The following is a 25746-nucleotide window of genomic DNA, read 5'->3' on the forward strand; positions in this document are numbered from 1 at the left end:
AGGCACGGCGGCTCGGCCTCGACACCGACGACCTCGGCGCACTCCTCCGCGAGCGCGCCGCCGCAACCACCACCACAGAAGGGACCAGGCTGTGACCGCCGTCATCGAAGTGGAGCACCTGACCAAACTGGCCGTGTGGCTGCTCATCCTGGCGGTGCTGCTGGCGGCGATCGCCTACCGGCTGCTGCGCCGGCTCGTGCCGTGAATCTGGGCGCTCAGCCGTCTTCGGCCGCGGCTTCGTGGTGGCGGATCACCTCTGCCACCACGAAGCTGAACCATTTGTGCGCGAACTCCGGGTCGAGCTCGGCCTGCTCGGCGAGGCTGCGCAGCCGGGCGATCTGCTGCTCCTCGCGGGCGAGATCCGACGGCGGCATGGCGTGGTCGGCCTTCAGCCGCCCGACCTGCTTCGTGCACTTGAACCGCTCGGCCAGCAGGTAGATCAGGGCGGCGTCGATATTGTCGATACTGCCACGCAGCCGCCAGAGCGCGGCGATCGGATCGGCGTTCTCGGCGTCGGTCATGGCTCTCTCCCTGCATCCATCGGCGACGTGCGTTTCGAGATTACCTCGCACGGGCGGTGCGACGACGCCGCGGCACTTCTGCCGATGTCACGGTCGGCCCGCCCATAGAGTGTGCACATGAGCGATGACGCCACCACCGCGGACTCGACACCGACCGCCCCGGCGCACGCCGCCGCCCCCGCGACCGGCGACGAGGCGACGGCATCCGGCCCCACGAGCGACGAGATCGCGGCCCGATCGGGTGAAGCCCTGCCCTCGCGCACGTTCTGGGCGAGCCTGAACCACCCGTTCGGTGTCGGCTTCGCGCTGACCCTCGGCGGCCTGCTCGCGTTCGTGCTCGGCCTGGCGGTGGCGAACCTGTCGACGGTGATCATCTATGTCGCGCTCGCCCTGTTCATCGCGCTCGGACTCGAGCCGCTGGTGCGGATGCTGGAGCGCCGCGACGTCTCGCGCACCTGGGGCATCGTGATCGTGTTCACCGGATTCGCCGTCGTGATCGTGGGTGTGCTGTGGCTGATCATCCCGACGGTGGTGCGCCAGATCACCCAGTTCGTCCAGAACGTGCCGCACATCATCACTGATTTCCGGGCGTCGGACCTCTATGCCTGGCTGCAGCACAACTTCGGCGACCAGGTCGGCAACATCGTGGCGCAGATCCAGAAGTTCCTCAGCGACCCGGCCAACATCGCCGCCATCGGCGGCGGGGTCGTGCAGGTCGGCGTCACGATCGGCACGACCATCTCGGGGCTGATCATCATCCTGGTGCTGACGCTGTATTTCCTGGCATCGATGCCCGCGATGAAGGTGTCGCTGACGCGTCTGGCCCCGGCGCGCAACCGCCTGAAGGTGTCCTCGATCACCGAGCAGATCTCAGGCTCCATCGGCGGGTATCTCGGCGGCATGGTGGTGCTGGCGTTCTTCAACTCGATCGTCGCATTCCTGCTCTACCTGATCCTCGGGCTGCCGTTCCCGCTGCTGATGGCGGTGGTGGCCTTCGCGATCACCCTGATCCCGCTGGTCGGCTCGGTGCTGTTCTGGTTCATCGGATCGCTGATCGCGCTGCTGACCAGCCCGCTCAGCGCGCTACTGTTCGCGGTCATCTACCTGATCTACATGCAGATCGAGGCATACGTGCTGACGCCGCGGGTGATGAACCGCGCCGTCGCGGTGCCCGGTTCGCTGGTGGTGATCGGCGCCCTGGTCGGCGGCACGCTGCTCGGCCTGCTCGGCGCGCTCGTGGCGATCCCGGTGACGGCGTCGCTGCTGCTGATCCTGAAACAGGTCGTGCTCCCCCGCCAGGACGCCAAGGTCTAGAGCGCCGGCTCGGTCGGCGGGGTGCCGCCCCGTGCCGCGGCCCCTGCGGGCAGAACTCCTCTAATCCGCGCTCACAGCCGCCGGGTCAGGCCGAAACAGCCCACACCGGTCGAAATCGAAGGAGTTCTGCCCGGCGGGTGAGCCCGGCCGAACCCGCCGGGCCGGTCAGGCCACCGGCAGCAGGCAGGTCGGCGAGGGCACCGCGGTGCGCTGGCGCGCGCGGCCCGGCACGCCGGTGCGCTCGTCCAGAGTGAGTGAGGCGACCTCGTTCGAGTGCTGCCCGGCCACCAGCAGGGTGTCGCGCGCCACGACGTGGTGGCGCGGCCAGTCCACGCCACTGTCGACCTGGGCCACGAGATCCAGGCTCGAGCCGTCGCCGCGCACCCGCAGCGTCGAGATCGTGTTCGAGCCGCGCAGCCCGGCGTACAGGAACTGCCCGTCGCGCGAGACGGCCAGTTCGGCGGCGGTGTCACCGGCCGTCGTCGGGTCGGCGCTCAGTGGCACGCCGCTGATGACGCGCCAGGCGCCGGACGGACCCTCCGCGAGCACGAACACCTCTCGGGAGAGCTCCGTGATCACGTACAGGTGCCCGCTCGGGTGCGACTGCAGATGCCGCGGCCCGGTGCCCATCGGCAGCACGAGCTCTTCGGCCGCCTCCAGGCCGCGCGCGCCCGCGCGCCAGAACCGCAACAGGTCGAACCCCATGTCGCAGGTGACGATCCGGCCGCTGCGCAGAAAGCGGGTCTGATGCGCATGCGAGGTGCGGTCGTCGACCCCGAACCCGGCATACGGGTCGACCGCGGCCACCGCCGTCTGCGGCGAGGACGGCCGGCCGGCGGCATCCAGCGCCATCCGCACCACCTGCCCGTCGCCCCAGCACGAGGCGACCAGCGACGCGCCGTCGGGCGAGACGGCGACGTGGCAGGCGAGCTCGCCCGCTGGCACCGGTGCGCCGAGTCGGGCGAAGGATGCCTCGCCGGTGCGGGTGAACGCCTGCACGGCGCCGTCGCCCTCCAGCGCGGCATAGACGACGTCGAGCGCGGGGTGGGCCGCGATCCAGGACGGGGATCCGCCGGTGCGCACGGCATCCCCCGCGAAACCCAGTGATCCGCCGGCGAGCCGGTCGTCGGCCGCGCCCGCCAGCAGCATGCCGATGCCGGTGGCCTCGCCGTCCATCTCGGCCGTGTACCCGCCGGTGAGAAAGCGCATCAGACCAGGTCGTGTCGGACGATCACGGCGTCGCGGGCCGCACCCACGCCGATCACCGAGATACGGGTGCCGCTCATCGCCTCGAGGGCCAGCACGTAGTCCCGGGCCGCCTGCGGCAGGTCTTCGAAGCGGCGGGCACGGGTGATGTCTTCGCTCCAGCCGGGGTGGTACTCGAAGATCGGCGTGGCGTGGTGGAAGTCGGTCTGGTTGACCGGCACCTCGTCGAACCGCTCGCCGCCGACGTCGTATCCGACGCACACCGGGATCTGCTCCAGCCCGGTCAGCACGTCGAGCTTGGTCAGCACCAGGTCGGTGAGGCCGTTGATGCGGGTGGCGTAGCGGGTGATCGGCGCGTCGTACCAGCCGACCCGGCGCGGCCGCCCGGTCGTGGTGCCGAACTCGAAGCCCGCCGAGCGCAGCCACTCGCCCTGCTCGTCGAACAGTTCGGTGGGGAACGGGCCCGACCCTACGCGGGTCGTGTAGGCCTTGACGATGCCGACGATCCGGTCGAGCCGGTTCGGGCCGACGCCCGAGCCCGTGGCCGCACCTCCCGCGGTCGCCGAGGACGACGTGACGAACGGGTAGGTGCCGTGGTCGATGTCGAGCATCGTCGCCTGGCCACCCTCGAACACGACGACGTCGCCGGCATCCAGCGCCTCATTCAGCAGCAGCGCGGTGTCGGCGACCATCGGCCGCAGTCGGTCGGTGTAGGAGAGCAGGTCCTCGACGACCTCGTCGACCGTGATGGCGCGGCGGTTGAAGACCTTCACCAGCAGATGGTTCTTCTGATCGAGCGCGCCCTCGACCTTCTGGCGCAGGATGTTCTCGTCGAAGAGGTCCTGCACGCGGATGCCGGTGCGGTTGATCTTGTCGGCATAGGTCGGGCCGATGCCCCGGCCGGTCGTGCCGATCTGCCGCTTGCCGAGGAACCGCTCGGTGACTTTGTCGAGCGTGCGGTGGTACTGCGTGATGATGTGCGCGTTCGCGCTCACGCGCAGCCGCGAGATGTCCACGCCGCGCGCCGACAGCGCCTCAAGCTCGCCGAACAGCACCTCGAGGTCGACGACGACGCCGTTGCCGATCACCGGGGTGACGCCGGGGCTGAGGATGCCCGAGGGCAGCAGGTGCAGCGCGTACTTCTCCTCGCCGACCACGACGGTGTGCCCGGCGTTGTTGCCGCCGTTGAACTTGACCACCCAGTCGGTGCGATCGCCGAGCAGGTCGGTGGCCTTGCCCTTGCCTTCATCCCCCCACTGCACTCCGACGATGACGATTCCTGGCATGAGAGACCCCCGGAAGGTGTTGGGACGGGTTACGCCCCATCCTATCGGCCGGGTCCGCGCCCGCATCGCCCCGGACCGCAGCGCCCGTGCGGACCCACCGGACCGCGGCCGCGGCCGAAGCCGGGGCGGGGCATCCGCTCTCAGTAGACTTGAGCGCATGTCGAAGGTCCTGCAGTCCCTCCCCGTCGGCGAGCGCGTCGGCATCGCCTTCTCCGGTGGTCTTGACACCTCGGTCGCGGTCGCCTGGATGCGTGAGGCCGGCGCCGTGCCGTGCACCTACACCGGCGATCTCGGCCAGCCCGACGAGGACGACATCGACGCGATCCCCGGCCGCGCCCTGGAGTACGGCGCCGAGCTCGCGCGCATCGTGGACTGCAAGCGCGCGCTGGTCGAAGAGGGCCTGGGCGCGCTGGCGTGCGGCGCCTTCCACATCCGCTCCGCCGGCCGCACCTACTTCAACACGACGCCGATCGGGCGGGCCGTGACCGGCACGCTGCTGGTGCGCGCCATGAAGGAGGACGGCGTCGACATCTGGGGCGACGGGTCCACCTACAAGGGCAACGACATCGAGCGGTTCTACCGCTATGGCCTGCTCGCGAACCCCGCGCTGCGCATCTACAAGCCCTGGCTGGATGCCGATTTCGTGTCGGAGCTCGGGGGCCGCGCCGAGATGTCGGCGTGGCTGGTGGCGCACGGCTTCCCCTACCGCGACTCGGCCGAGAAGGCCTACTCGACCGACGCCAACATCTGGGGCGCCACGCACGAGGCGAAGACGCTCGAGCACCTGGATGTCTCGCTGGAGACGGTCGACCCGATCATGGGCGTGCGGTTCTGGGACCCGGCCGTGCCGATCGAGACCGAGGATGTGACGATCGATTTCGCCGAAGGACGCCCGGTGGCGTTGAACGGCGTCGACTTCAGCGATCCGGTCGAGCTGGTGCTGGAGGCCAACCGCATCGGCGGCCGGCACGGCCTGGGCATGAGCGACCAGATCGAGAACCGCATCATCGAGGCCAAGTCGCGCGGCATTTATGAGGCGCCGGGCATGGCGCTGCTTTTCATCGCGTACGAGCGCCTGATCAACGGCATCCTCAACGAAGACACCCTGGCCACCTATCACGAACAGGGCCGGCGCCTGGGCCGGCTGATGTACGAAGGCCGCTGGCTCGAGCCGCAGTCGCTCATGCTGCGCGAGTCGATCCAGAAGTGGGTCGGGAAGGCGATCACCGGCAGCGTGACGCTGCGGCTGCGCCGCGGCGAGGACTACACGATCCTGGACACCACCGCGCCGAACCTGTCCTATGCGCCCGAGAAGCTGTCGATGGAGCGCGTCGGCGACGCCGCGTTCGGCCCGGTCGACCGGATCGGCCAGCTCACGATGCGCAACCTCGACATCGCCGACTCGCGCGGCCGGCTCGAGCAGTACGCCAGCCTGGGCCTGATCGGCGGGGCGACCCGCGACCTGGTGGGCCAGCTCGAGCAGGGCGCGGCAGACGGGATCACCGAGACGAGCGCCGAGACGCAGCAGGCGGCCGCCGCCGTCAACACGGCCGTCGAGGGCGCGGCCTTCGACGCCGGCACCGACTGACGCGAGGACGCGCGGCCGCACGAGCGCCCCGGCGACGGCCCGCGGGCGGACAGGGCATCCCGGCCCTCCCGCCGGTGACGATACGATGCCAGGACAGGCGCGCGACCCGACCGCGCGCCCTCGCAGCACCGAAAGAGCTTCAATGCCGAAGAATCCGACCGCGCCCCACACGACCCGCAGACGATCGATCGGCCACACGATCGGCGTCACGGCGTTCAGTGTTTTCACGGGGCTGCTGGTGCTCGCGGTGATCGCCGCGGGCGTGCTCACCTACACGATCCAGCGCTCGTTCCCGCAGCGCGATGGCGAGATCACCGCGACCGGGCTGCACAGCGCCGTGACCGTGCTGCGCGATGACCGCGGCATCCCGACCATCACGGCCGACGACAGCCACGACCTGTTCTTCGCGCAGGGCTACGTGCATGCGCAGGACCGGTTCTGGGAGATGGACTTCCGCCGGCACGTGACCAGCGGGCGGCTCTCGGAGCTGTTCGGAGCATCGCAGCTGGGCACCGACACGTTCCTGCGCACACTCGGCTGGCGCGCCGTCGCCGAGCAGGAGGTCGACCTGCTCTCGGACCAGGCGAAGGGCTATTACCAGGCCTACGCCGACGGCGTGAACGCCTATCTGAAGGACCATCATGGCGCCGCGGTCTCGCTGGAATATGCCGTACTCGGCATACAGAACCCCGACTACACGATCGAGAAGTGGACCATCGCCGATTCGCTCGCGTGGCTGAAGGCGATGGCCTGGGACCTGCGCTCCAATCTCGGCGAAGAGACCTCACGGGCCATGCTGGCCCCGCACTACTCGGCGCAGCAGATCGACCAGCTCTACCCGAAGTATCCGTTCGACGAGAACCCGGTGATCGTGCCGACGCTGACCACGGATGCCCCCCGGGCCACGGCGTCCGCGGCGGTGGCACCGGCATCGCTCACCTGGTCCACGGTCGACAACGTCATCGAGGCGGCCGGCGCCCTGGTCGGCGACGTCGGCGAGGGCATCGGTTCGAACTCCTGGGTCGTCTCGGGTGAGCTCACCGAGTCCGGGATGCCGCTGCTGGCCAACGACCCGCACCTGGGCGCGGCGATGCCCAGCGTCTGGCACCAGATCACCCTGAAATGCCGCACCGCCTCGGCCGGGTGCCCGTTCAACGTCAGCGGGTTCGGCTTCTCGGGCGTGCCCGGTGTGATCATCGGGCACAACGCGCACATCGCGTGGGGGTTCACGAACCTGACCACCGACGTGACCGATCTGTACCTGGAGAAGATCCAGGGCGACGAGTACTGGCGCGACGGCAAGCTGGTGCCGCTGCAGATCTCGCACGAGACGATCAAGATCGCAGGCTCCAAGGACGTCGACCTCGAGATCCGCGCCACGAACAACGGGCCGATCATCTCCAGCGCGGGCGACTACGCCGCGATCGCGACACACCCCTACACCGGCACGGGCGGCAAGATCGCGCCCGTGCAAGGCGCGCCCGAGGGCGAGACGGCCGTCGCGCTGAAGTGGACGGCACTGACACCGGGCACCACCGCCGAGGCGATCTTCACGCTCGACTCCGCCCAGGATTTCGCCGACTTCCGTGCTGCGGCCGCCCAGTTCGACGTGCCCGCGCAGAACCTGATCTATGCCGACGTCGAGGGCAACATCGGCTATCAAGCACCGGGCAAGCTGCCCCTCCGCGGGGCCGGCGACGGCTCGCTGCCGCAGCCGGGCTGGGACTCGGCCTACGACTGGAAGGGCTTCATCCCGTTCGACAAGCTCCCCGTCTCGTACAACCCCGATTCCGGCTACATCGTCACCGCGAACAATGCCATCGTGGGCACGGATTATCCGTACTTCCTCACCAACGACTGGGACTACGGATGGCGCGCGGCGCGCATCGAGGCGCTCATTGCACGCAAGTCGGCTGCGCACAAGCTGACGATCGCCGACATGCGCGACATCCAGGCCGACACCGAGTTCTGGATCGGCAAGAAGCTGATCGCCGCCTACACCGACATCACCGTCGACGACGCCGACATCCAGGCCGCGCTCGATCTGTTCCAGGAATGGGACGGCCACAATGACCCGGGCTCGGCGGCGGCCGCCTATGCCAACGCGGTGTGGGACGAGCTCACGCAGGACCTGTTCGCGCGCCGCGCGGATCCCGCTCCGGTGACGGGGCAGGACCGGATGTTCCTGGTCGTGAACACCCTCCTGGACACTCCGGACTCGCCGTGGTGGACCAACGAGCAGATCGGCGTGAGCGGCCGCCACGACATGCTGGTGAAGGCGGCCACCGACGCGTATGCGCGGCTGGCGAAGCTCGCCGGCTCGCGTCCGGAGAACTGGACCTGGGCCGGCATCCACACCCTGACCCTGACCAGCGGCACATTCGGCCAGTCCGGCATCGCGCCGATCGAGTGGCTGTTCAACCGCGGCCCGTACGGCGTCGGCGGCGGGTCGAGCGTGGTCGACGCGACCGGCTGGATCGTCGGCGACGGGTTCGGCGTCGTCACGGTGCCGTCGATGCGCATGGTCGTGGATCTGTCGGACTTCGACCGCTCGACGTGGACGAACCTGACCGGCGAGAGCGGGCACGCGTTCCACCCGAACTACGACGACCAGGTGGATGCCTGGCGGCACGTCCGCGCGCTGCCGTGGGCATTCTCGGCGAAGGCCGCACGTGCCGCCGCGACGCACACGCTGGTGCTGCAGCCCTGAGCCGGCGGGGGTGGTCGCGCCCCGTCGATGGCCCGCCACCCGCCCCCGGCATCCCGCCATCGTTGTGCCATCGATACCGAACGCACACACCGGGCGGTCAGCATTCTCGGATGAACCGTCCAGAAACCGCGCATAGCGTGGCACGGTCCGGCGAAGCCACCCGAGGGTTTCGGCGGATGCCTCGGTACGGCCTGCGGGCCGTATGGGTCAGCAGCCGGCTCCGGCCGGTCCGCGCCGTCACGAACACGAAGTCCCGATCCGGGGCCGACGATCGCCGCGACGTGCCCGCCGAGGCGACCAACCCATCCGATCCGCATCCGCTGAAGTGCGGCCCGACACCAGACCGGCCTGAGACGACCGGCCTCTGGCACGGTGGGAGAGCAAGAACATCGGAGCCCCGTGCGCCTTCGCGCCCTCACCCTCTCGCAGAAGTCCCTCCTCGTCGCCGCGTCTGTCGCGGCATCCCTCGGAATCGTCGCCGTTCCGGCCAGCGCCGGGGCCACCGCCCCCACCGCCACCGAGGTCACCGCCGCCGTCGCGCCGGCCCCTCGCTCCGTCGACTATGACGCCGCCTACTTCGCCAGTGTGGCCCGCGGCGCCGCACAGCTCGCCCAAGGCAAGGTGAGCAGCACCACCCTGAAGGTGCAGATCGCGCTCGTCGAGGACTCGGCGAGCATGTCGGCGTTCTCGGCACAGATCCAGATCGACCAGCTGCGTGAGCTCACCTCGCGCGTGGCCGCCCAGGTCGTCAGCTACGACAAGTCGCAGGCCCGCAAGGCCGCCGAGGCCAAAGCCGCCGAGGCCAAAGCCGCGAAAGAGGCGGCGCGCAAGGTCGCCGCGCGGCAGAGTACAGCCTCGCCCGCCTCGGTGGGCACCGCCGTGCCGGTGTCTTCCGGGGACAATTCGCCCGCGGCGGCCCGCGCCTACGCGCGCAGCCTGATGGCGAGCAAGTACGGCTGGGGCGCCGACCAGTTCACGTGCCTCAACTCGCTGTGGAACCGCGAGTCGGGATGGCGCGTGCACGCCGCCAACCCGAGCGGCGCCTACGGCATCCCCCAGGCGCTGCCGGGCTCGAAGATGGGCGCCGGCTGGCAGAACAGCGCTCAGGTGCAGGTCGCGTGGGGCCTGGGCTACATCAAGGCCCGCTACGGCACGCCGTGCGGTGCGTGGGGCCACTCCCAGTCCGTCGGCTGGTACTGACCCGGCGGCGTCGCACGCGGCGTGAGCGGGCCGGTGCCGACCCGAGCCATTCACGGTGTTGCGCCGCGGGGGCTCCCCCCGCGTCAGCCGCCGGGACGGGGCGGGGCACCAGAACCACCCGGGGCGTCGTGGCGACCCGGGTCGCCGGCGGGGGGCTCGGGCGAGTCGGCCTCGGCCAACTCGTCCACGACCATCGAGGCCTGGTCGAGGCGCCCGTTGCGGTACGCCTGGCGGCCGATCATGTGCGCCGACAGCGGCGCCGTCGCCAGCTGGATCAGCACCACCGGCACCAGGAACGCCGTGACCGGCCACGACCGCATCGCCAGCGCGATCGCCACACAGATCAGCAGCAGCCCGAGCACCTGCGGCTTGGTCGCCGCATGCAGGCGCGTGGGCACGTCCCGAAACCGCACCACGCCGATCGCGGCGGTCAGGCACAGCAGCGCTCCGGCCAGCACCAGCGCCAGCGCGATCGCATCCAGCACGGCGTTCACGGGCCATCCTTCCGCGCGACGAACCGGGCGATGGCGATCGAGCCGAACACACCCACGGCGGCGATGATCAGCAGCACCGGCAGCGTGCGGGCGTGGTGGCCGATCACCATGTCGGTGCCGAGGACGCACAGCACCTCGGTCAGCAGCACATCCGCCGCCACGGCGCGGTCCAGGATCGACGGGCCGCGCACGATCCGCCACAGCGTCACCAGCGCGGCGACGGCGAAGACGCCGTAGATCGTCCAGATCAGCCAGCTCATCGTGCACCCCCCGCGGCATCCGCCGTCACTTGCCGCAGCTGCGCGCGCGAGCCCACGGCGCGCACGATCCGCCGCTCCCAGCGCAGCACGCTGGCGCGCTGCCGGTCGACGTCGGCCATCGTGTGCACGCCGATGAAATGCAGATACAGGATGCGTCTGCCGTGATCGGCGTGCACCACGAGCGACCCGGGGATGAGGGATGCGGTGACCCCCACATGCGTCATGATCAGGTCGTCGTCGGTGCGCAGCTGCACGGCGATGATCGCCGTGCCGGGCTGGCGCCGCAGATCGATCGCCTGCCACGCGACCGTCAGCGAGCTGAGCACGACCGCGCTCAGGAACGTGACGACGTAGACCAGTCCCCACCACAGGTTGATCCGGCCGGACAGCTCGGCCGGCGGCAGCCGGAACACGCGAGTCACCAGCAGCGCCACGACCAGGCCGGTCACTAGCGCCAGCACCGTGAACTGGCCCCACAGCAGCATCCACAGCGCGATCAGCCACACGAAGAAGGGCAGCTGCCGCCAGGCCGATCGCAGCGCGTTCATCCGCCCACCTCGCCGGTGAGCTGGCTGACGTGCACCGGCTCCGAGATGCCGGTGCCGATCCGCGCACACAGGTCGTACAGCGGGCCGGCGAACACGGTCAGCGCGATCGTGACGGCGACCATGCCGGCCGTGGCGGCGGTCATGATCCGCGGAATGACGCGCTTCTGCGTCACCGTGCCCGCCGCCGGCGCCGCCTGCAGGTAGTCGAAGCGCTCGACGGTCTCACGCTCGGACTCCGACAGGTCCTCCTCCTCGCGCCAGAACGACAGGTTCCACGCGCGCATCAGCGCATACAGCGTCAGCAGCGAAGTGAGGATGCCGCCGGCGATCAGCACGATCATCAGCGGCGTGCCCACGGCCGCCGCGGCGTTGAACAGCGCGTACTTGCCGATGAACCCGGAGAACGGCGGCAGGCCGCCCAGGTTGATCGCCGGGATGAAGAACAGCACCGCCAGCAGCGGCGCCGCCCGCATCAGGCCCTTCACCTTCAGGATCGACGTCGACCCGGCACGCCGCTCGATCAGCCCGACCGCGAGGAACAGGGTGGTCTGCACGACGATGTGGTGCACGATGTAGTACGCCACCGCGCCGAACCCGGCCGGCGTCGCGATGGCCAGGCCGAACACCATGTAGCCGATGTGGCTGACCAGGGTGAACGAGAGGATGCGCTTGAGCTCGGCCTGCGCGATCGCACCGAGGATGCCGATGATCATGGTCGCCAGACCCACGATCAGCAGCAGCGTGTTCACGTCGTTGGAGGGGAACAGCTGCGTCTCGGTGCGGATCATGGCGTACACGCCGACCTTGGTCAAAAGGCCCGCGAACACCGCGGTCACCGGCGCCGGCGCCGTCGGATACGAGTCGGGCAGCCAGAACGACAGCGGGAACACGGCCGCCTTGATCGCGAACGCGATCAGCAGCATCAGGTGCAGCACCAGCTGGGTGGACTGCGGCAGCTGATCCATCCGCTCGGCGATCTGCGCCATGTTCACGGTGCCCAGCGCCCCGTAGATCATCGCGATGGCGGCGAGGAAGATCACCGACGAGACCAGCGACACCACGATGTAGACGACGCCGGTGCGGATGCGCGACTCGGTGCCGCCGAGGGTGATCAAGACGAACGAGGCGACCAGCAGGATCTCGAACCCGACGTACAGGTTGAACAGGTCGCCTGCGATGAACGCGTTGAAGATCCCGGCCGACAGGATCAGATACGTGGGGTGGAAGATCGTCACCGGCGTCTCGCCGTCACCGTCGGCCGAGCCCTGCCCGACCGAGAACAGCAGCACCGCCAGCAGCACGACCGCCGACACACCCACCAGCAGTGCGGCGAGCCGGTCCACGTACAGCACGATGCCGAACGGCACCGGCCAGCCGCCGACCGAGACCGCCAGCGGCACGCCCGAGGCATCCACCGTCACCAGCAGGATCGCGGCGATGATCAGCACCGCCGACAGGGTGATGACGGATGCCGCGACCTGCACGCGGCGCCGGCGCCCGGCCACGAGCGCCACGGCGGCGCCCAGCAGTGGGAGCGTCACGATCAGGGGGACGAGCGCGTTCATGAGCGGTTCCCCCCGTCGTCCGGGCCCGCCGGGTCGTCGCGGCGGTCCGGGTCCTCCGGCCGCTCCGTGCCGCCCGGTCGCTCCGCGCCGCCCGACCGCTCTCCGGCGTCCGGCCTGCGGGGGTGCGGCCTGTCGACCGGTGCGTCGTCGACGACAGCGGCGAGGTCCCGGTGGTGGATGACGGTGATCGGCGCCGTGGCGGTGTCGACGAAGTCCGAGAAGATCGCCTCGTCGGCCGTCTCCACCTCGACCTCGTCGTCCAGCGCGTCTTCTTCGGCGAGGTGCTCGGCGGCGCGCATCGCGACATCATCGAGGTCGTCCTCGACGGTGTCGGCCTGACCCAGCTGCCACGACCGGTAGATCAGCGCGAGCAGGAACGCCGAGACCGCGAAGGTGATCACGATGGCGGTCAGCGTCATCGCCTGCGGCAGCGGATCGCTGAACTCGCCCTTGTCGGCGTCGCCGAAGAACGGTGCGATCCCGGGCCGGCCCATCACGATCAGCAGCAGCAGGTTGGCCGCGTTGCCCAGCAGCAGAAAGCCGATCAGCACCCGGGTCAGGCTGCGCTCGAGCATCGCGTAGACCCCGCCGGCGAACAGCACGGCCATGATCACGATGAGCACTCCGCTCACGTTCATCGGGTGCCCACCTCCCCGCGCTCGCCGGTGCGCAGCTCATGCAGCTGCCGATCGACCTCGGCGCCGAGGCTGCGCAGCACATCCAGCACCAGCCCGATCACCACCAGGTAGACGCCGACGTCGAAGATCGTCGACGAGACCAGCTCGAGATGGCCGAGCACCGGGATGTCGGCCTCCCACACCGTGCTGGTCAGCGGCGCCGCGCCGAACAGCAGCGGCACGACGGCGGCCGCGACGGCCAGGATCATGCCGACGCCCAGCAGCCGTCCGGCATCCATCGGCGCGGCGGCGCCGAGCTCATAGCGACCGCCCGCGATGTAGCGCATCACCAGCGCCATGCCGGCCACCAGGCCGCCGGCGAACCCGCCGCCGACCAGGTTGTGCCCGGCGAACAGGATGTACAGCGACGCCACGATGATGGTGTGGAACAGGATCCGAACGATCACCTCGAGCATCATCGAGCGGTCCTCGGCGCGCACCCGCCGGCCGCCGACCAGCCAGACGCGGCGCCCGCCGTTGCCGGACCGCTGCCGCTGCAGTCCGTCGTCGGTCTCGATCAGCAGCCGGCGCGAGCGCCCGACGGCGCGCGGCAGCGCCGACAGCGATGACAGCAGGTCGGCACGGTGCGTGACGAAGACCAGGGATGCCACTCCGGTGGCGGCGAGGATGAGCACCGACAGCTCACCCATCGTGTCCCACCCCCGCAGGTCGACCAGCGCCACGTTCACGACGTTCCTGCCGTGGCCGAGGTGGTAGGCGAGCTCGGGGAACTCGTCCGAGATCGGCCGCGCCTGCCGGGCGCCGGTGGCCACGATCGCGACGCCCGCCATCACCAGGCCGACGGCCGCACCCAGCACGCCGCGGGCGATCGGCCACACCGATGCGTGATGCTCGCCCAGTCGGGACGGGATCCGCCGCAGCACCAGGGCGAAGGCGACCATCGTCACGGTCTCGACGAGCACCTGGGTCAGGGCGAGGTCGGGGGCGCCGCTGGTGGCGAACAGCAGGATCATGCCGAGCCCGGTGACCGACACCAGCACGACGCCGGTGTAGCGCTTGCGTGCGCGCACCGCCAGCAGGGCGGCCACGATCATCAGCGGCGCCGCGAGCACCTGCATCGGCGTGTGCCAGGCATCCACCTGTGCGCGCCACTGCGGGCTCGCCAGCAGCGCCGTGCCCTCGGCGGCGACCAGCACGACGAACACGGTGCCGACATACACCGGCAGCGACCCGCGCTGGGTCGCGCCGGTGACGGTGACCGCGGCGCGTGCGATGGCGCGCAGCACTAAGTTGTAGGCATCCACAGCGGAGAACGGCAGCAGGCGGCGCCGGCTGTCCCAAGCCAGGCGGCGCGCGGTCCAGAAGATCAGCGCACCGGCGGCCAGCGTGCCCAGCGAGATCCACAGCTCCGGCCCGAAGGCGTGCCACAGCGACAGGTGCGCGGCCACCGCCGTCCCAACGGCGGCGGGTACGGTGTCGGCGTAGCGGGCCAGCACCGGGTCGAGCAGCCCCACCACGGCACCGCCGGCCAGCGTGAGCGCGGCCATCAGCACCGGGCCCGCGACGAACCCGGCCGGCGGAGACGGCCAGTCGGTGGCCGGCAGCGCCGCCCCGGCGCCATCCCTCTTCGTCCAGAACGCGCCCCACACGAACCGGATGCCGTATGCCACGGTCAAGGCGGACCCTGTGACCGCGCCGACCAGAGCCAGCACGGCCCAGCCCGTGCCGATCGAGCTCTCGTGCAGCAGCGCGGCCAGCATCCCCTCTTTGGCTGCGAAGCCGATCGTCGGGATCACGCCGGCCATCGAGCAGACCGCGACGATCGAGACCGTCGCCAGGACCGGCGCCTGCCGGCCCACGCCCGACAGGTCGCGGATGTCACGCGTGGACAGCTGCCGGTCGATGACGCCGACGATCAGGAACAGGCAGGACTTGAACAGCGCATGGCTGATCAGCAGGGCCAGCCCGGCCAGCGCGGCATCGCGGGTGCCGAAGCCGAGCACCACGGTCAGCAGGCCGAGCTGGCTGACCGTGCCATAGGCGAGCAGGCGTTTGAGGTCGGTCTCGCGCAGCGCCTGGATGCCGCCCAGCAGCATCGTGAACACGCCCAGGATCACCAGGATCGGCCGCCACGGCCCGATCAGCGCGAAGGCCGGGGCCAGCCGCGCGATCAGGTAGATGCCGGCTTTGACCATCGCAGCCGCGTGCAGGTAGGCGCTGACCGGGGTCGGTGCGGCCATCGCACCGGGCAGCCAGAAGTGGAACGGGAAGATCGCCGATTTGCTCAGCGCCCCCACCAGCACGAGCACGATCGCGGCGTCGACCACCGGTCCGGCGGGCGGGTCGGCGAGGATGCCGGACAGGCTCGTGGTACCCGCGGCGACCACCAGCAGCACGACGCCGACGAGCATCACCAGGCCGCCGATCGTGGTCACCAGCAGCGCCTGCAGCGCCGCACGGCGGCTGGCGCCGCGGCGGTGGTAGAAGCCGATCAGCAGGTAGCTGAGGACGCTGGTGACCTCCCACAGCATCACCAGCACGACGATGTCGTCGATCAGCACGAGCCCGTACATCGCCCCGGCGAAGCCCAGCAGCACGGCGGCGAACTGTCCGACGCCCTCCAGCGATCCCGCGAAGTACCACCGGCAGTACAGCAGCACCACGGCGCCCACGCCGGTGACGATCAGCGCCATGATCCAGCCGAGCACGTCCATGCGCATCGAGATGCTCAGGTGCAGGCTCGGAATCCAGGCATATGCCTCAGACGGAGTCTGCCCGGACAGCACGGCGGGCGCCTGCAGTGCGGCGTGCACGAAGGCGACCAGCGGCAGTGCGGCGGCGACGTAGAACGCGCGCGAACCCCACACGCGCACGAGCGGCGGCAGCATCAGCGGGACCAGCACGAACGCGGCGAGGAGGATCAGCATCGTGCAGGTCCTCCTCGGTTCGGGGGTTGCGGTCAATTCTACGGTTGCGCACCCTCCGGCCTCGGGCGGAGGTCGCACGATCTCGGCCCGGACGCACCGCACCGGCGGCGATCCGGTGTGCCGCGGGCGACATCCTACGATCCCGCCCGGTCGGCGGGCCGGCCCGGTCAGGCCGGGCCGGTGGTGTTGCCGGCGCGGAAGGTGCAGGTGAAGCGGAAGGATGCCGCGGCCTCGCCGCCCAGCATCGCGGCGACGGCCTGACCGGCGGCACGGCCCTTGTCCGCGGCCGGTTGCGCCATCGTGGTGAGCCGGTAGGGGGCCAGGCCGTCCACCGTGATGCCGTCGAATCCGGTGACGCTGAGATCTTCCGGCACCCGCAGTCCCGCCTCTTCGGCGGCTCGGATGACGCCGGCCGCGAGCAGGTCGCTCTGCGCGATCACGGCCGTCGGGCGCGCGGCGCCGCCGGCCAGCAGCACCCGGCCGGCGGCCAGACCCTCGTCGATCGAGCTCGCGGCGGCGGCGTAGGCGACGGCATCCGGATACACATCGCGCAGCCCGTCGAGCCGGTCGCGCGTGACGCCGACGGTGACCTCCGCACCCGCGGCGATGAACCCGCGCAGGCGGGCGGCATCCGTGGGCAGCGTCACGGTGGCCACCCGCTCGTGCCCGAGTGAGCGGAGATGCCGCGCCATCTGCTGCTGCGCCTCGCGGTTGTCCAGATCGATCTGAGGCACGCCGTCACCGGCATCCCCTTCGATGACGACGACCGGGATGCCGCGACGCAGCACCGTGGCCAGCGAGTCGCGCAGGCGCCCGCTGCAGCCCACCAGCACCGCGGCATCCAGCGGGGCCGAGGTCAGCGTGGGCAGCCGGCCCTCGTTGTCGTCATCGCGCAGCAGCAGCAGGCCGGCGCCCAGCGGACTGACGCCGTCGGCGAGGCCGTCCATCATCACGGTGTTCACCGGGTCGAGGAACGCCGTGCCCAGGTGCTCTTCGAACACGACCCCGACGATGCCGCTGCGGCCCAGGCGCAACGAGGCGGCGCGCGGGTCGGGCCCGGTGTAGCCGAGCTCGGCGGCCGCGTCGAGCACGCGCTGCCGAGTGGCGGCCGAGCTGGGCGTCTTGCCGCTGAAGACGACCGACGCCGTCGACGGTGCGACGCCGGCGCGGCGGGCGACATCGGCGATCGTGGCTCTGCGCGTGTTCATCCTCCCCGATGCTACCGGTTCGGCCTGGCGATTCGCCGAATCGATTCGATACACTGTCCTGGTGGAACTCGCTCTCGCTCATCCGCAGCTCGTGCGCTGGCGCACCGCGATCTTCGCGATCTTCCTGGCCAGCGGGCTGAGCATCGCCACCTGGGCGGCACGCGTGCCGGCGATCCGCGACACCCTCGGCATCACCCGCACCGGCGTCGGCCTGATGCTGCTGATCGGTGGCATCGCCTCGATCGTCGGGCTGTCCACCAGCTCGGTGATCCTCGCCCGCTGGGGGGCGCGCCGGTCGATGCTGACGATGATGGTCACCTTCGCCGTCGGCATCACCGTCATCGGGATCGGCACGGACATCCTCGATTCGTGGCTCGTAGTCACCGTCGGCCTCGTGCTGTGGGGCTTCGGCAACGGCTGCCTCGACGTGATCATGAACGTCGAGGGCGCCGCGATCGAGAAGCAGGTCGGCAAGACGATCCTGCCGCTGTTCCACGCGTTCTTCAGCTTCGGCACCGTGATCGGCGCCGGCCTGGGCGCGGCGGCCATCGCGCTGGGCATGGTGCCCGGGGTGCATCTGCCGATCATGGCGGCGATCATCGTCGTGATCGGGATCGTCAGCGTCGCGAACGTGCCGGTGCGCGAAGCGGCGATGGATGCTCCGGACGCCGCCGCGCAGAAGGCGGCCTGGCGCGACCGGCTGCGGTCGGCGCTGTCGGTGTGGCGCGAGCCGCGCACCTATGCCCTCGGTCTGATCATGCTGGGCATGTCGTTCGCCGAGGGGGGCGCGAACGACTGGCTGGCGCTGGGCGTGGTCGACGGTCACGGCGCGGCCGAGGCGATGGGCGCGGCGGCGCTGGCGACCTTCTCGATCTGCATGACCGTGGTGCGCATCTTCGGCGGCCCGATCGTGGACCGCATCGGCCGGGTCGCTGCGCTGCGGATGCTGGCGGTGCTGGCCACCGCGGGGCTGCTGCTGTTCATCCTCGCGCCGAACCTGCCGCTGGTCTTCGTCGGAGCGGCGCTGTGGGGCATGGGCGCCTCGCTCGGCTTCCCGCTCGGGATGTCGGCCGCCGCCGACGATCCCGCGCATGCCGCCGCCCGGGTCAGCGCCGCCGCCACGATCGGGTATGTGGCGTTCCTGGCCGGGCCGCCGGCGCTGGGCTTCATCAGCGACCACATCGGCCTGCTGAACACGCTGTACATCCTGGTCGCGCTGATCGTGGTGTCCGGCTTCGCGTCGGGCGCAGCCAAGCCCATCGCCGGCTCGGTGGTGGGCGCCGGCCAGCCTGCGGTGCGGGAGGGCGGGGCCGGCTGACGGCATCCCAGTCGCCGTCAGGCCGGGCGCCGGAAGGCTGATGCTCCGACCAGCGCGACCGCCAGGTGCGCAATGCCGATCCCGACGGCCGCCAGCACCACGCCGCCCCAGGCCGCGGCATCCACCTCGCCGCCGAGCATCCGTCCGAGCACGACCGTGGCCGCAATGGCACCGAGGTACCGCGTGGACTGGAGCAGGCCGGATGCCACGCCCACGGCATCCGGGGGAGCAGCACGACGGACGGCCTCGGTCATGGCGAGCGAACCCATGCAGTACGGGATCCCCATCACGGCGGTCATCACCAGTATCCAGACCGGAGCGATCGTGATGACGCCGATGCCCAGCGCGACGGTCGCCACCAGCAGAAGGATCCCGGTGCCGATGAGTACGGGCGCCAGACCCCGCCGGTCGATCGTCCGCGCCACGAACGGCGCAAGTGCGATCGTCATGCCCGACAGCGGCAGCATAAGCAGACCGACGATCGCGGTCGAGTATCCGCCGTACGATTCGAGGAACTGCGGCAGCCCGAAGAACGCCACATAGTAGAGCGCGGCGAACACCGTGAACCCGAGATACGTCCACGTGAGCGCCCGGTTCGCGGCCAGCATCCGTACGTCGATGAACGGAAAGCGGGCGCGGCGCTCGCGCCACACGAACAGCGCGAGGGCCACGGCGCCGATGGCCAGCAGCAGCCAGAGCGCCTCCCCTGCCGCGCCCAGAGCCGCGACCAGGAGCGAGACAACCGCGACCGTGAACGCGACCACGCCCGCGGGGTCGAGCACGCGCATGACGGCCGCGGGCGACACCGCGCCGCGTGGTTCGTCGGGCGGGGCGAGCGTGAGGACGCCCACCAAGGCCGCGAGTGCCAGCGGGATGTTCACGAGGAAGATCGCGGGCCACCCGGCGAGCGCGATCAGCAGGCCGCCGATCACCGGCCCCAGCGCGGCCGCAGTGGTGTTCGCGATCTGGATGCGGGCCAGCAGCCGCGGGGGAGAGGCACCTGAAGCGTGCGCCAGCGGACCGACCAGGGCCACCGCAGCCGGGAATGCGACCGACGTGCCGATCGCCATGATCCCGCGGGCGACAAGTACGAGTTCGAACCCGCCCAGCGGAGCGATCGCGCCGGCGACGACGACGAGCACCATCCCGGCCACGAAGACACGTCGGGCTCCGAAGGCATCCGCCATGCGGCCCATCAGCGGCTGTGCGACGGTCGAGGCGATGTAGAAGACCGTGATCACCCAGGTCACCGCGGCGATGCTCAGGCCGAAGTCGTGCTGCAGCGACAGCAGGGCGACGGCGATCATCGACGAGTTCAGCGCATTGAGCGTGGTACCCAGGCTGAGCGCGGAGATCGTCAGACCGACCCGGCGCGCATTCCACCCGTCCGCAGCCACGCATAGATCCTCTCACCGGCGCGGGAGGCCACATCTCCGTCCCTGCGCTATGAGAAGCAGAATGCCGCGATCATGCGGCCGCGTCGGCGCGCGATGCGGGGGCCGCAGTGAGGGCACGGTCTCGAGCCATCCCACAGGCCCCCAGCAGGTGGATCAGGGCGAAGACCGCGGCGACGATGAAAACCGCGACGCTCGCTTGGAGCACCGCACCGGGATCCTGCGCGCCGCCGCCGCCGGTCTCGAGGATCGACTTCGCAACAGCGCCGAGCACCGCGACCCCGAGCGCCTGTCCGAGCGAGCGAAAGAAGGTGACGAGCCCCGTCACCACGCCCCGCTGCTCCCACGGAACGCTCTCCTGCACGGCGACGAGGCCCGGGATCGTCGTGAAGCCGAATCCGACGCCGACCAGCGCCGCGCACACCGCGACAGTCCACGCCGAGGGGAACGGGGCGAGCGCCGCCATCCCGACGGCGCCGGCGAGCGTGATGACTGCCCCGAGCAGCGTGGTGGCCCGCACCCCCCAGCGCAGATACAGCGTCGCGGCCAGCGCCGACGACGCGGGGGTGCCGATCGCCATCGCCGCCACCGCCACGCCTGCCCACACTGGTGAGATGCCGGCTGACACCTGCAGATACGTGGGTGCGAACGCGGTCAGGGCCACCATGATGCCGCCCATCATGACGCCGAGCACGGCGAGCATGACCACCAGCCGCTGCCGGAACAGCGGGAGCGGGATCACCGGTTCGGCCGCCCGCGTCTCGCGCAGCAGGAACAGGCACATGAGCACGATGCCGCCGCCGAACACGCCGAAGCTCGTCGGCGACGCCCAGCCCCACGCATCGCCGCCCTCGAGCAGCCCGAGGATGAGCAGCGTGAGACCACCGGTGACCAGAATCGCTCCGAGCACGTCGATGCGGTGGGTGCGGTGGGTGACCTTCTCGCGGATGTTGCGGTGGATGAGCCATGCGGCGAGCGCGCCGAGCGGCAGGTTGATGAGGAAGACCAGGCGCCACAGGTCGAACATCGCGAACAGGCCGCCGACAGCGGGGCCGATCACGGATGCCGTGGCCAGTGTGACCGCCAGGTATCCCTGTACCCGAGCCCGCTCACCGCGCTCGTACAGGTCGCCGATGACGGTGAGCGCGAGCGGCTGGATCGAACCGCCGCCGAGCGCCTGCACGACGCGGAAGACGATGAGAGAGGGCATGCTCCACGCCAGTGCGCACAGCACCGAGCCCAGCACGAAGACGGCGATACCGAACAGAAGCAGGCGTGTGCGGCCGATCGTGTCGGCGAGCTTCGAGAACACCGGCACGGTGACGGCCATCGTCAGCAGATAGACCGAGAACAGCCAAGGAAACGACGTGAATCCGCCGATGTCGGCAACGATCGACGGTACCGCCGTCGATATCACCCACGCCGACATCCCGATCAGGAAAGTCGCGACCAGCAGCGCGAGCAACGCCGGGCCGCGCTGCTCGCGCAATCCGACGGCCACGCTAGATCGCGTCCTCCGCCTGACTGCTGATCGGCTCGAGCCGCACGCTCACCACGGCGGCCTGCCCGGCCGCGACGCGGGCGAGGCCGGTGCGCAGGGCACCCGCCAGGTCGTCGGCTGAGGTCACCGTCGCACCCCAGGCGTTCCCGGCCGCCGCGGCGATGCCCGGCAGATCGGCGCTCTGCTGCAGGTTCACCCAGTAGCGGTCAGTGCGGTCCGCCGTCATGCCGGGGTGCTGCCGGTGGAGGTTGCGCTTGGTCGCGTTCCATCCGCCGTTGTCCAGGATCACGGTGAGCACCGGTAGCCGGTAGCGATCGGCCACCCAGAACGTGGATGACGGAATGCCGAAGAAGTAGGTGCCGTCGCCCACGATGCTGACCACGGTGCGGTCGCCGACGGCGAGCTTGACGCCGAGGGCGCCGCCGCCGGACCAGCCCAGCGACGTGCCGCGATTGCCATAGAGGGTGCCCTCGCGTCGGCGCGGCAGATGCCGCCACACGGCGGGCGCCTCCGAGATGGCTTCGTTCAATACGACGGCGTCGTCATCGAGGAGACCGGCCAGAACGTGCGCGACGCTGCCCGGGGTGAGCTGCCCACGCGCCAGCTCAGCGGCCGCCTCTGCAGTCCATGCGCTGCGCTGCGCGCGCGATCGCTCCCGAAGCTCGGCGGCCCGCGCGGCGTGTCGGGCGTCGGGCTGGAATCCGTCGGTGCGCTCAAGCAGCTGCATCAGCACGACACCCGCGTCAGCGCGCACGACACGATGGGCGGGCAGGTACCAGAGCGGGATGCGCTCCTGCAGCGGGTCGTCGTTGATGACGTAGATCGTCGCGTCATCGCGCGGGCGCGCGGCTGCCGGCATCCACGGCGCGTCCGTGTCGAGCGCGACGATGACGTCGGCGTCCTCGAGAAGGGGCAGTGGATCGTCCCCGAGATGCAGCGGATGATCGCGGGGGAAGCTGAGCACCTCGGCGTTGACCTCCACGACCGGGATCGCGAACCGTTCGGCGAGTTCGACGAGCCTGCCCATGGCGCCGTGCCGTCGTCCGAGATAGCTGGTGACGATGAGGGGATGCTCCGCTTGGCTCAGGTCACGTGCGAGGTTCTCGATGACGTCGGCGAGCGCCGGGATCGGGGCGATCGCCGCCCAGCCGGTCGCGCGGATGCCCGGATCGGGTACGTGCTCTGCCAGGACCTCGCGCGCGCCGGTCAGATACACGGGGCCGGCCGGGGCGCTGGCCGCGAGTTGCAGCGCCCGCCGTACGATCTGCGGCACGTTCCGGCCGGTGCGGATGTCGTAGTTCCACTTGACGTACTGCCTGACCAGGGCATGCTGGTCCGGGGCGTCCTGCAGATGGTTCACATGCGTGTTCCGCGTGCCCGCGAGCTCACCCTCGAGTGTGTACGGGGTGAGGCCCGCGAAGATGAACACCGGCACGCGTGATCGGGCGGCGTTGTGCACGGCGCCGCCGAGGTTCGCGGTGCCGACGTCGGTGTGCACGAAGACACCCTGGGGGCGACCCGTCACCGCCGCGTAGCCGTGTGCGGCACTGAGCGCCGTGTACTCGTGCGGGCAGAGGATGACGGCAGGCTCGGTCACCCCGCGCTCACGGTCATCGGCGAGTGCTTCGATGATGGCGGGGTGATCGCTGCCGAAGTTCGCGAACAGGTGGGTGACACCGGCTTCGCGCAGCGTCGAGACGAGGAGGTCCGCCGCCGTGGTCATCGCCGCTGCCCGTCGTCGGCAGCGCGGCCGACGGAGGGGTCGGGAAGAGTCTGCACGTCGACGCTGTGGAACTGCAGGTACTCGTCGATGCCGTAGGGCGAGCCCTCCCATCCGACGCCCGACTGCTTCCACCCGCCGAACGGGATCTCGCGCGTACCCACCGGGCTGAACAGGTGGCTGTTGACGATCGTCATGCCCGACTCGATGCGTCCGGCGACCTCGGTCGCGTGCTCCAGCGACCGTGACCACACCGACGAGCAGAGCCCGTACTCGGTGTCGTTGGCCATCGCGATCGCCTCCTCCTCGGTGTCGTAGGCGACCACCGGCAGCACCGGACCGAACTGCTCTTCGCGGACGAGCTCGTCGTCGTGCTCGGCGTCCAGCACCACGGTCGGGCGGAGGAAGTACCCTTCGTCCCACGCATCCGGGTCCAGCACGGTGCCGAGCTGACGGACATCGCGACCCGCCGCCACTGCCCGCTCGCGCAGCCCGCGCACCTTCTCGAACTGACCTGCGTTGTTGAGCGGACCCATGGTCGCGCGCGGGTCCAGCGCGTCGCCGACGGTGATGGCGTCCACCCGTTCGGCGAGCAGCTCCCCGAACTCGGCGAGCTGTGCACGGGGCACGTAGATGCGCTTCACGGCGAAGCACACCTGACCGGCACGGCGGAACGCGGAGTCGGCGATCCGGTCGGCGGTCACCGCGAGGTCGGCGTCGCTCAGGACGATCGCAGGGTCGTTGCCGCCGAGCTCGAAGTGCACTCCGGTGAGCCGATCGGCAGCCTGACGCATCACGTGCCGCGCGGTCTCGCCCCCACCGGTGAACGAGATCTTCCGGACCGACGCGTGGCCGATCAGGGCTGCGCCGACTTCACCTTGCCCGTTCACGATGTTCACGACGCCGGCAGGGAGAATGGATGCCGCCAGCCGGCCGATCAGCGTCACGCCCAACGGCGCGAACGGCGAGGGCTTGAGCACGACCGTGTTGCCCGCCGCGATCGCCGGCGCGATCTTGTTCGCCGTGAGCACGAGCGGCGCATTCCATGGAACGATGCAGGCGACCACGCCGAAGGGCTTGCGCGACACGACGACCACCGCCCCGTCCGGCCCGGAGTCGTGGCGCATGGGTGCGAGCTTTCCGGGCAGGTGGGAACCAATGCCCCGGAACGCCGCGGCGGCTCCGATGAGCTCTCGACGGATGATCTCCCGGACGCTGCCATTCTCCTGCGCGACGAGGGTGGCCAGGTCGTCGGCGTCGGCGTCGATGGCGTCCGCGATGCGGGTGAACAGGTCGATCCGCACCTCGGCGCTCGTGGCGGCCCATGTGGACGCTGCCGCGGCCGCCGCATCCACAGCCGCGTCGACGTCCGCCACGGTGCCCGCGGCGACCGTACCGACCAGATGCGAGGTGCGGCTCGGGTTGCGCACCTCGATCACGGCCTCGGCGGGCCGTTCGCGCCCGTCGATGAACTGCCCCAGGCGCACCGGCGCCGTCGTGTCGATCATGTGTGCCATGGCCTCTCCTGCGCCTTCTTCACTCCATCTCGGACGCCGCGTGGGGCATCACCAGCGAGAGCAGGTGGCTGCGCAGCGCGAGGAAGTCTTCGCTGGCGCGGGTCTCCACCTGTGAACGAACCTCGCCGAGCGCTACCGGGACGATCTCCTTGACAACGCTCGGGCTCTGCGACAGCACCACGATCCGGTCACTGAGGTAGATCGCCTCATCGATGTCGTGGGTCACCAGCACCACCGTGATCTCGCGCTCGCGTCGCACGCGCAGAATGAGGTCCTCGAGGTCGAACCGGGTCTGAGCATCGACGGACGCGAACGGCTCGTCCATCAGGAGGAGTTCTGGCCGGTAGGACAGCGAGCGCGCGATCGCCACACGCTGCTGCATTCCACCGGAGAGCTCCCAGGGGTACATCTTCCCGACCTGCGAGAGCGCGACGCTGTCCAGCGCGTCCTGGATGCGTTCGGCGCGCTCGGCCTTGGGTATGCGCCGGGCCGCCAGCGGCAGGGCGATGTTCCGGGCGTTCGTGAACCACGGATACAGCGAGCGACTGTAGTCCTGGAAGACCAGCCCGAGCTCGTCCGGCACACTGGTCAGCGAGCGCCCCTCGAACATGACCGAGCCGCGGCTGGCTGGCGCCAGACCTGAGATGCACCGCAGCAGTGTCGTCTTCCCCGCACCACTCGGCCCGACGATGCAGACGAATTCGCCTTTCGTCACCTCGAACGAGACGTCGTCGATCGCCAGGTTCGCCTGGTCGGTCCCCTCGTTGTAGATCTTGCGCAATCCATCGACTGCGAGCACTGTCTCGGTCGCCTGGCTGATGGTCATGGGAG

At 70.3% G+C, this 25746-nt stretch carries 20 protein-coding genes; 5 read left to right on the plus strand and 15 right to left on the minus strand.

All coding sequences use genetic code 11. From position 1 onward, the window contains the following. Positions 1–215: 215 nt before the first annotated feature. Positions 216–521 (minus strand): chorismate mutase, encoded by a 306-nt coding sequence (locus ABD705_RS00865; protein WP_344779561.1) that lies wholly within the window; start codon positions 519–521, stop codon positions 216–218. Between the two features lie 117 nt (positions 522–638). Here ABD705_RS00865 and ABD705_RS00870 point away from each other — a divergent pair, with 117 nt between their 5' ends. Beyond that, positions 639–1835 carry an AI-2E family transporter gene (locus ABD705_RS00870; protein WP_344779563.1) on the plus strand — a complete coding sequence of 399 codons (1197 nt, stop codon included), beginning with the start codon at positions 639–641 and terminating at the stop codon, positions 1833–1835. A gap of 165 nt (positions 1836–2000) precedes the next feature. On the opposite strand, the gene ABD705_RS00875 is transcribed toward ABD705_RS00870, so the two are convergent. Beyond that, positions 2001–3044, minus strand: a complete 1044-nt coding sequence (locus ABD705_RS00875; protein WP_344779565.1) for a lactonase family protein — start codon at positions 3042–3044, stop codon at positions 2001–2003. Further along, on the minus strand, positions 3044–4327 hold the full coding sequence (locus tag ABD705_RS00880; RefSeq protein WP_344779567.1) for an adenylosuccinate synthase: 1284 nt from the start codon (positions 4325–4327) through the stop codon (positions 3044–3046). The genes ABD705_RS00875 and ABD705_RS00880 overlap by 1 nt, the downstream gene beginning before the upstream one ends. A 157-nt stretch (positions 4328–4484) precedes the next feature. Between ABD705_RS00880 and argG the strand changes: the two genes are divergently transcribed. The 3 genes from argG (at position 4485) to ABD705_RS00895 (ending at position 9825) form a co-directional block, all read left to right on the plus strand. Further along, positions 4485–5915, plus strand: a complete 1431-nt coding sequence (gene argG / locus ABD705_RS00885) for an argininosuccinate synthase (RefSeq protein ID WP_344779569.1) — start codon at positions 4485–4487, stop codon at positions 5913–5915. A 142-nt stretch (positions 5916–6057) separates the two neighbouring features. Then, entirely contained in the window at positions 6058–8625 is a 2568-nt protein-coding gene (locus ABD705_RS00890; RefSeq protein ID WP_344779571.1) for a penicillin acylase family protein, read from the plus strand. A gap of 399 nt (positions 8626–9024) precedes the next feature. Further along, positions 9025–9825, plus strand: coding sequence for an aggregation-promoting factor C-terminal-like domain-containing protein (locus ABD705_RS00895; RefSeq protein ID WP_344779572.1), 801 nt, complete (start codon positions 9025–9027; stop codon positions 9823–9825). A gap of 83 nt (positions 9826–9908) precedes the next feature. Here ABD705_RS00895 and mnhG read toward each other — a convergent pair whose 3' ends face one another. The 7 genes from mnhG to ABD705_RS00930 form a co-directional block, all read right to left on the minus strand. Continuing rightward, complete coding sequence (gene mnhG, locus ABD705_RS00900) at positions 9909–10319, minus strand: monovalent cation/H(+) antiporter subunit G (protein ID WP_344779574.1); 411 nt, start codon at positions 10317–10319, stop codon at positions 9909–9911. After that, entirely contained in the window at positions 10316–10579 is a 264-nt protein-coding gene (locus ABD705_RS00905) for an MrpF/PhaF family protein (protein ID WP_344779576.1), read from the minus strand. Before ABD705_RS00905 ends, mnhG begins: the two co-directional genes overlap by 4 nt. Further along, positions 10576–11127, minus strand: coding sequence for a Na+/H+ antiporter subunit E (locus ABD705_RS00910; protein WP_344779578.1), 552 nt, complete (start codon positions 11125–11127; stop codon positions 10576–10578). The genes ABD705_RS00905 and ABD705_RS00910 overlap by 4 nt, the downstream gene beginning before the upstream one ends. Continuing rightward, positions 11124–12692, minus strand: coding sequence for a Na+/H+ antiporter subunit D (locus ABD705_RS00915; protein WP_344779580.1), 1569 nt, complete (start codon positions 12690–12692; stop codon positions 11124–11126). Before ABD705_RS00915 ends, ABD705_RS00910 begins: the two co-directional genes overlap by 4 nt. After that, positions 12689–13330: a Na(+)/H(+) antiporter subunit C gene (locus ABD705_RS00920; protein ID WP_344779582.1), complete on the minus strand. Its 642-nt coding sequence runs from the start codon at positions 13328–13330 to the stop codon at positions 12689–12691. The genes ABD705_RS00915 and ABD705_RS00920 overlap by 4 nt, the downstream gene beginning before the upstream one ends. Continuing rightward, positions 13327–16257 carry a Na+/H+ antiporter subunit A gene (locus ABD705_RS00925; RefSeq protein WP_344779584.1) on the minus strand — a complete coding sequence of 977 codons (2931 nt, stop codon included), beginning with the start codon at positions 16255–16257 and terminating at the stop codon, positions 13327–13329. The genes ABD705_RS00920 and ABD705_RS00925 overlap by 4 nt, the downstream gene beginning before the upstream one ends. Before the next feature lie 167 nt (positions 16258–16424). Beyond that, positions 16425–17465 carry a LacI family DNA-binding transcriptional regulator gene (locus tag ABD705_RS00930; protein WP_344779586.1) on the minus strand — a complete coding sequence of 347 codons (1041 nt, stop codon included), beginning with the start codon at positions 17463–17465 and terminating at the stop codon, positions 16425–16427. 61 nt (positions 17466–17526) lie between these two features. On the opposite strand from ABD705_RS00930, the gene ABD705_RS00935 reads away from it, so the two are divergent. Then, positions 17527–18783 (plus strand): MFS transporter, encoded by a 1257-nt coding sequence (locus ABD705_RS00935; protein WP_344779588.1) that lies wholly within the window; start codon positions 17527–17529, stop codon positions 18781–18783. Between the two features lie 17 nt (positions 18784–18800). Here ABD705_RS00935 and ABD705_RS00940 read toward each other — a convergent pair whose 3' ends face one another. From ABD705_RS00940 to ABD705_RS00960, 5 genes are all read right to left on the minus strand, one after another. Beyond that, the gene (locus tag ABD705_RS00940) at positions 18801–20180 is read right to left on the minus strand and encodes an MFS transporter (protein ID WP_344779590.1); all 1380 of its coding nucleotides are present in this window, start codon (positions 20178–20180) and stop codon (positions 18801–18803) included. Positions 20181–20250: 70 nt separating this feature from the next. Beyond that, positions 20251–21678 (minus strand): MFS transporter, encoded by a 1428-nt coding sequence (locus ABD705_RS00945; RefSeq protein WP_344779592.1) that lies wholly within the window; start codon positions 21676–21678, stop codon positions 20251–20253. A 1-nt stretch (position 21679) separates the two neighbouring features. Continuing rightward, a complete protein-coding gene (locus ABD705_RS00950; protein ID WP_344779594.1) occupies positions 21680–23401 on the minus strand; it encodes a thiamine pyrophosphate-requiring protein in 1722 nt (573 codons plus the stop codon). Beyond that, positions 23398–24915: an aldehyde dehydrogenase family protein gene (locus tag ABD705_RS00955; RefSeq protein ID WP_344779596.1), complete on the minus strand. Its 1518-nt coding sequence runs from the start codon at positions 24913–24915 to the stop codon at positions 23398–23400. The genes ABD705_RS00950 and ABD705_RS00955 overlap by 4 nt, the downstream gene beginning before the upstream one ends. A 19-nt stretch (positions 24916–24934) precedes the next feature. Next, on the minus strand, positions 24935–25741 hold the full coding sequence (locus tag ABD705_RS00960; RefSeq protein WP_344779598.1) for an ABC transporter ATP-binding protein: 807 nt from the start codon (positions 25739–25741) through the stop codon (positions 24935–24937). Positions 25742–25746: the final 5 nt, after the last annotated feature.

The sequence above is a fragment of the Microbacterium kribbense genome, assembly GCF_039537285.1.
GTDB lineage: Bacteria > Actinomycetota > Actinomycetes > Actinomycetales > Microbacteriaceae > Microbacterium > Microbacterium kribbense.